Genomic DNA, 6119 nt, shown 5'->3' with positions numbered 1-6119 from the left:
ATGTGAAGTGATGTGAGTGGGCCCCATTATCAAAACGTTACCGAAGAACGGGCATAGGCGGTAGGAACCCGCAATAAGAAGAAAAGACCAAGTTAAATATATCCCCAAGAGGGCTGTGATTCTGCTTAGAGGAGCGGTCAGCTTGTTTTGTTTATAGATTTATTTATGTAGCAAAGAGCTTATATCATATATGCTCTTTGCAAATTATATACTAAAAACCGTACCAATTACGGTGGCTTTCAATTAAAGCATCGTGTGCAGCATCCCAATAGTTCACAGAGTAAGCGTAGTCATAATTCATCATGCATTTGATACCGCTACCAGAAGCATCGTGAGGTAATCCATAATTATGGGAAAGTTCATGTTGAATGGCATACGGCGTGTATAAGGTACCGAGATCGAATATGACGCTAATGCCACTTGGGGGAGCGGAAGGATACATATAAGCAATGCCACCAGCGGTAAAGCGAGTATCTTTCGTAAAACCAATTACGAAATCATAAGAGGATGTGTTTCCCCATTCAGTATTTAAATCATATAAGATAGAAGCACTATCATATCCATCGGACTTCCATGTTGTATAATTTACAACAGAAAATTGAATATTATGTTCAGTTAAAAAACTTTGGCCGGCTTTTTCAACGAGTTGTTTCGTAAGAGATTTCCAGTCTGGATGCGCAGCACGGTATTCTTCATCTGCAGCGATTAAAATTGTAACGGTGCGAGTAGCAGCTAAAGTATGAAAAAAAGAATTTGAATTTTTGATGTTTGAGGGTGAGAAGGGATGTAGAGGAGTTGTAACTTTATCTTGGTTCACCTTTGGTAAAGGATCACCAATAACCGGTAGCTTGCTAGGGATGGATTGTTGATGGATATCTATTTCTTGTGCGTGTGTAGAAATAGAAGTAAAAGGTACCAGTAAAAGTGCACTACATGCTAAAGCTATAATCATTCGTTTAAGCTTCAAATGCTTGTCCTCCTAATAAAATAGTGTTGTTCGATAACATTATATAGAGATTTATTTATATTGGTGATAGGACAAGCACCTTATTTAGAAAAGAATGTATAGAATTTTGAGAAGGTTAAGGAAAAGGGGGGTGCCATGAAAAAGAAGAATATAGAGATGTAAAGTGTAGTTGTTGAGAAATAAATTAGCACCTTACTACAGAAATGAACCTATTGTACAATACGTTTGTAAGTCAATCTATGTCATGGGAGTGATGAATTTGAAACGTATGATGGGTGTAGTTTCTACAGTTTTATTAGCCGGAACAATGGTGTTTGGTGGATCAAATGTATTGGCACATGCGGATACTGCTTCGAAGCCTTATAAAGTTGTAACGCCAGGAGAACCTAACGAAAATCCTGTAACAGTTGGTTTTGATACGCGAAAAGAGTTCGAATCCTATGTAAAGAAACACCCAGTTGTACCAAACTTATCAAAAGCATTCCAATCATCAAGGATTTATTCTGCTTTTTATCATGATATTCATTTAAAAGGAGCGCAGTTTCCGATAGATGCAAGCCGTAATCCTGTTATTATTACTAATTTTAATAGTAGTAATAATGATAAGGTTTCCTCCATACTTACACATCCGTTTGGGAATTACACAATGATTTATGAACATATTAATGCGCAAGGTTATGCATTGGCTATTGTCAATAATGGAAAATATCTAAATTTGACAGATTAGTATGGGTGATGGAGAAAGAACATGGAATGATCACGTATCTTCTGCGACTGTAAAAGCAAATTAAGTGCATTAAAAGATGTATAAGAGCGTATGAAAGGAGAAAATCGGACAATTTTGTTCGGTTTTTCGTATAGGAGAGAAAACAATTTAATTTTGAGGATAAGGATAAAGTAAATGTAGTTTTGATAACAAAGAGTGATAATACATACTGGATTGTAATACTAGTAAGGAAAGGAGAGTGATCAGATGGAAAAAATATTTTCTACACACGTTAGTTTGGTGAATGGGAAAACACATATCTTACATATGAAGTTGGAGAGTTTTATAGACAAAGTGGTTGCGCCAGATGGAAGCTTTAGGGAAGGACTGATACGCTTCGATGACATTGTAATAAACCCAGAACATATTGTTTCTGTGCAGCAAGTTACTTCTGTACGAACGCGTAGGGCGAGTCGAACTATATAGGGAATGTGAAGAAGGCACCTATAGCGGGTGTTTTTTCTATTTTATGAGGAGGATCCACAAAATGGCTAATAACAAATTAATTATTGAAGTAAATGCGGATACAACTGGAGCGTTAGAAGGCATTAAGGAAGTAACAGAAGTTACAAATGAATGTGTGGAATCGTTAGAAAAGGTTATGAATAGGCTTACGAATAAGAAGAAACAAGAGGATATAAAATTTGTCCTGACATTAGGTGAGAAAGTAGTAGTTAAATCTATTGTTGAGCATACAGCGGATTCAATTCAAGGTCGCGTAATTAACGGGAGTGAGCTAAATGAAACTAGATAAACAAGAACAAGCGGTTGCAATTGGTACATTCATTTCAATGCTAGGACAAGATCTTGTAAATGAACGCATCGATAAACAGAAATTAGAAAGAGTACTTCCTATCTTTAATGAAATGCAAGATAATACAACACCAAAGCAAAAGAGAGAAGCAATGATTAGTTTGCTTGGTAAAGCGGTGGATGATTTTTTAGAAAAATAGCTATAAAAAAAGGAAAAGTAATTCGCTTGGGGAGCGAATTACTTTTCCTGATGGCAATGTTAACTCTATTATAACAAGTTGTATTTATTTGTAAATATATAATCGGAATATTCTTTCTAAAGGAGTGAGATAGATGCAAGTCTACTGTTCTAATTGTCCTGAACATTACGATATGCAACTACAAGTAACATAGATTCTGTTGTACTTGAGTAACCGAATGGCTATTTTTTAAAATTGAAGGGTGAGAATAATGAATAAAAAGGATTTAATAATCAAACTAATTGAGGATTGTCGGATAACGATGAATGAGGCGAGGGTGCTACAAGATTTGGAGCCTGTTCCAGATACACGATACGACCGTTTGTATACGAAAATAAACGAATAACAGGGGGAATAATGATGTTGTGGGTATTAGGGTATCTCATTATAGGTATGGTGTATGCATCGATTCAAATGCGACCCACTTTGCATAAGATGTTGAAAGAAGAGGAGGGTGATGAGAAAGGAGAAGCAATCGCGATGGCCGTTGTACTAATGCTCATATGTTTGTTTGCTCCATTATGGCCAGCATTGTTGACATTCAGAGTGATAAAGCTATGTAGTAAGGGCAGTGGTACAAGTGCCGAGTAAACCCATGAAGCCATGCACTTCACCAATGTGTGCGGCATTAACAAAGGACAAGTACTGCGGTAAACATCAAGATAAAGTACAGGAGAACACCAGACATTACGACAAACACATACGAAACAAAAGCTCACGTTCATTCTATAACTCAAGACTGTGGAAGGATATGCGTGAGCTTATGTTTCGTAGAGATCATGGCTTATGTGTTCAATGTAGAAGCAAGGACATTATCAAGATAGGGGATGTAGTCGATCATATCATTCCGATTCGTGTTGATTGGTCGAAACGATTAGAACCAACAAACTTACAAACACTCTGTCATGCTTGCCACAACAAGAAAACAAAAGAAGATGAGAAGAAAAAATGATAAACAGCCCCCCACCTTGAAAAAACAAGTAATGGCGCCCTGGAGACCGCCGCCTAGCTTTCCGTGCAAAAAATTCGTTTTATTCCATAAAAGGGGGTTCAGCTGAGGGAGGTGGTTCGCATAGGGAGGAAAGCGAAGCCGATTCATTTGCATTTGTTAGAAGGTAATACAAATAGATTAACAAAAGATGAAATTGAGCAACGATTAAAAGCCGAAAAACAGCTACAAGCAAAAAAGGACAAGGTAAAGCCGCCAACGTGGTTAGATTCAATTGCCAAGAAAGAATTTAGACGGATTGCTGGTGAATTACTAGAATTAGATGTTATTACAAACATAGATGTGAATGCATTAGCAACATATTGCGATGCTTACTCTGACTATGTTGCATGCACCAAAATTATCCGAGAAGAAGGACTTCTTGTTGAATATACCAATAAGGCAGCTGAAACCAATAAAGTGCCACATCCACTACTTACAAAGAAGAAGCAATTGCATGAACAAATGAAGGCTTTGGCTGTTGAGTTTGGTCTTACACCAAGTGCAAGAGCGAAAATTGTCATTCCAAATCGTAAACAAGGTCCGAAAACAAATGTAGAAAAGGAGTTTGACGTATAACATGATCAGACAATGGATGTTGGACTACTGTGATGATGTACTAAATGATGAAGTTGTTGCTTGTCAGAAGCATAAACAGGCTTGTAAACGATTTTTAAGAGATATTGAACGTGAAGGTTCTGAAGATTTTCCATATGTTTTTAAAGAAGAAAAAGCACTTCGTTTCCTAAAGTGGATGTCTCTTTTTAAACATACAAAAGGAAAGTTAGCAGGTCAGAGAATTGAACCACATTCGATACAAATTTTTGTATTTAGCAATATTTACGGATGGGTTCATCGTAATACAGGATTAAGACGATTTAAAAAGGCGTATTGGCAAGTTGGACGTAAAAACGCAAAGTCTCAATCATTAGCGTGCGTTGGCTCATATGAAGCAATGGCCTTTGGTGAGAATATGTCGGAAGTGTATGTTGGTGCCACAAAAACGGAACAAAGTAAGATTGTTTGGAACGAAATTAAAGCGCAAATGAATGGGTGCGAAGACCTAAAAGAAAAATTCAATATTGCGTATGGGAAAATTGAGCATCTCAAAACCGATTCTTTTATTTCCGCGCTCTCAAAAGATGCGGGAAAATCTGGTGATGGACTGAATGTCCAGTGCGGGATTATCGATGAGTATCATGCACATCCTACTTCAGAAATTTATGATGTTCTGGTGTCAGGTTCAGGTGCTCGTCCGAATCCACTTATGATGATTATAACGACAGCTGGTTTTAATTTGAGTCATCCTTGCTATCGTGTGGAGTATCAATATGTTTCTAAAATTTTGGACCCTAATATTGATATTGAAAATGAAGAATACTTTGTCATGGTTAATGAGTTAGATAAAGATGATGAGATTACGAATCCGGAAGTGTGGGAAAAAGCAAATCCAATCCTATGTAGTTATGAAGAAGGGCGTTCTTTTTTAAAAGGAGAACTTCAATCAGCTCTTGATGTACCTGAGAAAATGCGTAATTATCTCACGAAAAACATGAATAGATGGGTGGATATGAAAGAAAATGGCTATATGGATATGCAAAAATGGAAGGATTGTAAAGAAACGGTGGAATTATCCGAATTAAAAGGGTTGGAATGCACCGTAGGTGTCGATTTATCAGCAAAAATTGACTTAACAAGTATTTCGTTTGAGTTTAAAAAAGATGATAAGTATATCGTAATTAGTCATAGCTTTATGCCAGAAGATACGTTGGCTGAAAAGAGACAAACGGATAAAGTCCCTTATGATCTGTGGGTACAACAAAAATGGATCACAACAACACCTGGTGCAGTGGTTGATTACGAATATATTAAAACACATATTAGAAATATGGAAAAAGATCATAAATTTAAGATTAAAGAAATATGTGCCGATCCATGGAACGCAACACAATTTATGCAAGACATGGAGGCGGAAGGGTATACCATGATAGAGATACGCCAAGGTATGGCAACTTTATCAGGCCCTACAAAGGATTTTCGTGAACAAGTGTATCAAAAGAAGGTCATCCATAACAACAACCCGGTATTGAACTGGGCAACGAGTAATGCTATAACAAAACAGGATGCTAACGAAAATATCATGTTGGACAAGTCGAAAACAATGGAAAGAATTGATCCGATTGCGGCTGTCATTAACTCACATGTTCGTTGTATGCTGGGTTCTGGTGAAATGGACTTAAGTTCCTATATTTTAAGTCAAGATTTCTCATTCTAGGGGGAATTACATGCGATTCTTATTATTTTTTATAAGTATTTTAGAGGATATTCTATTAATTTCAGGGTTGTCCATCATTGTAGGGACGACTTTTTTTGTTAATCCGATTTATGGATGGTATCTGTTAGGGA

10 protein-coding genes are annotated in these 6119 nt (G+C 36.9%); 9 read left to right on the top strand and 1 reads right to left on the bottom strand.

Going from position 1 to position 6119, the window contains the following annotated elements:
• Positions 1-211: 211 nt before the first annotated feature.
• Positions 212-967 carry a zinc-dependent metalloprotease gene (locus tag ACODS7_RS30760; RefSeq protein WP_243168915.1) on the bottom strand — a complete coding sequence of 252 codons (756 nt, stop codon included), beginning with the start codon at positions 965-967 and terminating at the stop codon, positions 212-214.
• A 259-nt stretch (positions 968-1226) separates the two neighbouring features.
• On the opposite strand from ACODS7_RS30760, the gene ACODS7_RS30755 reads away from it, so the two are divergent.
• The 9 genes from ACODS7_RS30755 to ACODS7_RS30715 all read left to right on the top strand — a co-directional run bounded on the left by ACODS7_RS30755 (position 1227) and on the right by ACODS7_RS30715 (position 5988).
• Positions 1227-1694 carry a hypothetical protein gene (locus tag ACODS7_RS30755; RefSeq protein WP_308212809.1) on the top strand — a complete coding sequence of 156 codons (468 nt, stop codon included), beginning with the start codon at positions 1227-1229 and terminating at the stop codon, positions 1692-1694.
• 246 nt (positions 1695-1940) lie between these two features.
• On the top strand, positions 1941-2159 hold the full coding sequence (locus ACODS7_RS30750; protein ID WP_243168914.1) for a hypothetical protein: 219 nt from the start codon (positions 1941-1943) through the stop codon (positions 2157-2159).
• Positions 2160-2220: 61 nt separating this feature from the next.
• On the top strand, positions 2221-2487 hold the full coding sequence (locus ACODS7_RS30745) for a hypothetical protein (protein ID WP_488828393.1): 267 nt from the start codon (positions 2221-2223) through the stop codon (positions 2485-2487).
• Entirely contained in the window at positions 2474-2686 is a 213-nt protein-coding gene (locus ACODS7_RS30740; protein ID WP_098709976.1) for a hypothetical protein, read from the top strand. Before ACODS7_RS30745 ends, ACODS7_RS30740 begins: the two co-directional genes overlap by 14 nt.
• A gap of 250 nt (positions 2687-2936) precedes the next feature.
• A complete protein-coding gene (locus tag ACODS7_RS30735; RefSeq protein ID WP_256425422.1) occupies positions 2937-3071 on the top strand; it encodes a hypothetical protein in 135 nt (44 codons plus the stop codon).
• A 14-nt stretch (positions 3072-3085) separates the two neighbouring features.
• A complete protein-coding gene (locus ACODS7_RS30730) occupies positions 3086-3316 on the top strand; it encodes a hypothetical protein (protein WP_308448047.1) in 231 nt (76 codons plus the stop codon).
• Complete coding sequence (locus ACODS7_RS30725) at positions 3306-3677, top strand: HNH endonuclease (protein ID WP_243168430.1); 372 nt, start codon at positions 3306-3308, stop codon at positions 3675-3677. The genes ACODS7_RS30730 and ACODS7_RS30725 overlap by 11 nt, the downstream gene beginning before the upstream one ends.
• 111 nt (positions 3678-3788) lie before the next feature.
• Positions 3789-4292, top strand: coding sequence for a phage terminase small subunit P27 family (locus ACODS7_RS30720; RefSeq protein ID WP_488828390.1), 504 nt, complete (start codon positions 3789-3791; stop codon positions 4290-4292).
• A 1-nt stretch (position 4293) separates the two neighbouring features.
• Positions 4294-5988 carry a terminase large subunit gene (locus ACODS7_RS30715; RefSeq protein ID WP_243168428.1) on the top strand — a complete coding sequence of 565 codons (1695 nt, stop codon included), beginning with the start codon at positions 4294-4296 and terminating at the stop codon, positions 5986-5988.
• The last annotated feature ends 131 nt before the right edge of the window (positions 5989-6119 follow it).

Source organism: Bacillus sp. FG16 (assembly GCF_057809515.1).
This window is presented reverse-complemented; position numbering and strand designations above follow the sequence as displayed.

Bases quoted from the DNA above. Each gene is read 5' to 3' on its own strand.
- ACODS7_RS30750 (WP_243168914.1), top strand. From the start codon at position 1,941: ATGGAAAAAATATTTTCTACACACGTTAGTTTGGTGAATGGGAAAACA.
- ACODS7_RS30745 (WP_488828393.1), top strand. From the start codon at position 2,221: ATGGCTAATAACAAATTAATTATTGAAGTAAATGCGGATACAACTGGA.
- ACODS7_RS30740 (WP_098709976.1), top strand. From the start codon at position 2,474: ATGAAACTAGATAAACAAGAACAAGCGGTTGCAATTGGTACATTCATT.
- ACODS7_RS30735 (WP_256425422.1), top strand. From the start codon at position 2,937: ATGAATAAAAAGGATTTAATAATCAAACTAATTGAGGATTGTCGGATA.
- ACODS7_RS30730 (WP_308448047.1), top strand. From the start codon at position 3,086: ATGTTGTGGGTATTAGGGTATCTCATTATAGGTATGGTGTATGCATCG.
- ACODS7_RS30715 (WP_243168428.1), top strand. From the start codon at position 4,294: ATGATCAGACAATGGATGTTGGACTACTGTGATGATGTACTAAATGAT.